The 3,288-nt window shown below is 63.4% G+C and carries 3 protein-coding genes; 1 reads left to right on the plus strand and 2 read right to left on the minus strand.

Features of this window, described 5'->3' with window-relative positions; genetic code table 11:
- Positions 1 to 52: 52 nt before the first annotated feature.
- On the minus strand, positions 53 to 604 hold the full coding sequence (locus tag B4F07_RS05260; protein ID WP_293702715.1) for a hypothetical protein: 552 nt from the start codon (positions 602 to 604) through the stop codon (positions 53 to 55).
- A gap of 193 nt (positions 605 to 797) precedes the next feature.
- On the opposite strand from B4F07_RS05260, the gene B4F07_RS05265 reads away from it, so the two are divergent.
- A complete protein-coding gene (locus B4F07_RS05265) occupies positions 798 to 1,934 on the plus strand; it encodes a beta-ketoacyl-ACP synthase III (RefSeq protein WP_293702718.1) in 1,137 nt (378 codons plus the stop codon).
- 181 nt (positions 1,935 to 2,115) lie between these two features.
- Here the strand turns inward: B4F07_RS05265 and B4F07_RS05270 are convergent, their stop codons facing one another.
- Positions 2,116 to 3,210 carry a calcium:proton antiporter gene (locus tag B4F07_RS05270; protein ID WP_293702721.1) on the minus strand — a complete coding sequence of 365 codons (1,095 nt, stop codon included), beginning with the start codon at positions 3,208 to 3,210 and terminating at the stop codon, positions 2,116 to 2,118.
- Positions 3,211 to 3,288 lie beyond the last annotated feature (78 nt).

The following is a 3,288-nucleotide window of genomic DNA, read 5'->3' on the forward strand; positions in this document are numbered from 1 at the left end:
CAAGCCCGGGATGACGAAAGGGGGTGACTGCTCCCCCTAGCCAATCAAACCTTCAATTCGCCGGCTTCGTCTCGTCGATCTTTTCGACCCACTCGGGGTAAAAGCTCGGTTCGCGCGCCGACCAGCCGGGGGCGGTCGCGGCGGCTTCGCTGATCGACTGAAGCAGCAATCGCCGCTTGTCGGGATGCAAATGCGGTAGCGATGCCGCGGCGCAAAAGGCGCCGGGCAGCCACGGCCGCGCGTGTGCGCCGAGCAGGCGTTCGTAGAGGAAACGGTAGGAGGCAAAGCCCGGCAGGCGGTCCTGCCCCAGGTCGAATGCCGACACCGCCACCAGCGGCGCCATGAAACCTTCGAGCGCATCGAGGCCGCTGTCGTCGGGGATATGGGCGCGGATGTCGGTGATCCGTTGATAGACGCGGGCCTGGACGCGGATCGCGGTTTCCTCGACCATGTCGCGCGACCAGCGCGCGATCGCGTCCTCGCGCTCCAAGCCGATGTCGAGCGAGCGACGGATGTACCGCTGCGTCGCCGCCGGAAAGGCCGCAAATTCCTTGATTTCCGCAATCGACAGATTACCGGCTGCCGGTCCCGAACGCGTCGCCATGGTCGTGCTCCTGCACGGCGCCCGAGGAGCCATCCCCCCGGAGGCCTGCAACTCTGCAATGTGCCACTAAAATAGTTAGCGGCGGGTTAACCATGGTGTCGGCGATCGTTCAGCCAGTCGAGGGGCGTTGCGCGGCGGCGCGAGCGGGCCTAATCAGCGTGCCTTGAAACCATAAGACACTTGCAGGTCCATCATGTCGCACACACCGCAGCCGGTCATTTCCGCAACCGGCCTTTCCACCCCCGCCGAACGCATTGCCAACGAAGAACTTGTTGCGAGTTTTAACGCGTATGTTGCGTTGCACAATAGGGAAAATGCGGCAGCGATCGCAGCTGGTGAAATCGCCGAACTGGCTGAGTCCAGTGTCGAATTTATCGAAAAGGCGAGCGGCATCGGATCGCGCTTCGTCGTCGACAAGACGGGCATTCTTGATCCCACGCACATGGCGCCGCGCCTGCCCGAGCGCAGCAATGACGAGCTGTCGTTGATGGCCGAAATCGGTGTCGCGGCAGCCAAGGATGCGCTGGTGCGGGCCGGACGCGATGCGGCGCAAGTCGATGCGGTGCTGTGCGCGGCGTCGAACATGCAGCGCGCCTATCCCGCGATGGCGGTCGAGATTCAGGACGCGCTGAGCATCGACGGTTTCGGGTTCGACATGAATGTCGCCTGCTCGTCGGCGACCTTTGGCATCCAGACCGCCGCCGACTATATCCGCGCGGGGCATGCGAAGAGCGTGCTGGTGGTGAACCCCGAAATCTGTTCGGGCCACCTGAACTGGCGCGACCGCGACAGCCATTTCATTTTCGGCGACGTTGCGACCGCGATCCTGGTCGAGGACAAGGACATCGCGCCTGCGGGCCATTGGGACATCCTGGGCACCAAGCTGAAGACCGTCTTTTCGAACAATATCCGCAACAATTTCGGCTTCCTCAACCGCGCCCATGGCCGGATCGATCAGGACGGGCCGAAAAGCGACAAATTGTTCGTCCAGGAAGGCCGCAAGGTGTTCAAGGAAGTCGTGCCGATGGTCGCGAACATGATCGTCGAGCAAATGGATGTGCTGGGGCTGACGGGCAGCGACATGCGACGGCTGTGGCTGCATCAGGCGAACACCAACATGAACCGGCTGATCGCGCAGCGCGTGCTGGGGCATGAAGCGAGCGACGACGAAAGCCCGACGGTACTCGACACCTATGGCAACACGTCGAGCGCGGGGTCGATCATCGCCTTTCACCTGAATCATGCGGATATGGTCGCGGGCGACACCGGGCTGATCTGTTCATTTGGTGCGGGCTATAGCGCGGGGACGGTGTTCATTCGCAAGACCTGAGTTTTCAGGCGCCGCCGTTCGCGACGGCCAAGTCGCGCCATTTTGTTTCACGCAAAGACGCGAAGAAGAGAACAGAGAAATCTACTGCGCCTTCGGCGCGAGGATCATCTCTTCTTCTTTGCGCCTTTGCACCTTTGCGTGAGATCCTCTTCGGAACCGCGTCTGCGGCCCCCGTCAAGGGTCAAGGCACGAAGGTCGTGAACAAATAAATCGCGAACAGCATCAGGTGGATCACCCCCTGCAGCACGGTGGTGCGCCCATTCGCCAGCGTCTGCGACGCGACGATCAACGACAGGAACAACAGCACCGTCGACTTGGCATCGAGGCCGAGGCTGATGGGCATTTCGGTCAGGATCGACAGCACCGCGACGGCGGGAATGGTGAGGCCGATCGTCGCCAGCGCCGAGCCGAGCGCGAGGTTGAGGCTGGTCTGGAGCCGGTCGGCCTTCGCCGCGCGCACCGCCGCCAGCCCTTCGGGCGCGAGGATCACCGCGGCGATCAGCACACCGAGCACCGCGGGCGGCGCCCCCCAATCGGCAAGCAGCGCGCCCATCACCGGCGACAGATTCTTGGCGAGCAGCACCACCGCGAACAGGCTGGCGAGCAGCAGCGCACCCGAAATGGCGGTGCGCTGAAGCGTCGGCGGTTCGGCATGGGTGTCGGGCACGCCGTCGCCGTCGATATCGATATCGGCATCGGGCAGGAAATAGTCGCGGTGCCGAACGGTCTGGACCAGCGCGAAGGTGCCGTAGAGAATCAGCGAAACTCCAGCGACGAAGCCAAGCTGGGTTGCCGAATAATAGGATCCCGGCGCGCTCGAGGTGAAATTGGGCAGCACCAGCGTCACGACCGTCAGGACCGTCAGCGTCGCCAGCGCGGCGCCCATTCCGGTACGCTGGAAACGCTGCTCGTGATGACGGATCGCACCGCTCAAGAGGCAGAGGCCGAGGATCAGGTTCACGATCACCATCACCGCCGCAAACACGGTATCGCGCGCCAGCGTCTGCGCCTTTTCGGGTTCGGCCTGCATCAGCGTGAGGATCAGCCCGACCTCGATCACGGTGACAGCGAGCGCGAGAATGAGGGTGCCGAAAGGCTCGCCGACGCGGTGCGCTATCACCTCGGCATGGTGGACCGCCGCGACGACGGCACCCATCAGGATGATCGCCACTATCCACGCGTTGAGCGGCATCGCGAGACTGGCGAGCGCGGCGATGAAGCCGAGGATGGGGAAGAGATCGTGGGCCCGGTCGGCGAGGCGGAATTTGGAGGTCATGGAGCTTCTATTGCAGCAGGGTAAGCGCCTGACCACCCCTAACCGCGTCCTCCTCCAACCGTCATCCCGGCGAAGGCC

Origin of the sequence: Sphingopyxis sp. UBA6723, assembly GCF_002454115.1 — a bacterium.
In the GTDB taxonomy this organism is placed as follows: Bacteria; Pseudomonadota; Alphaproteobacteria; order Sphingomonadales; family Sphingomonadaceae; genus Sphingopyxis.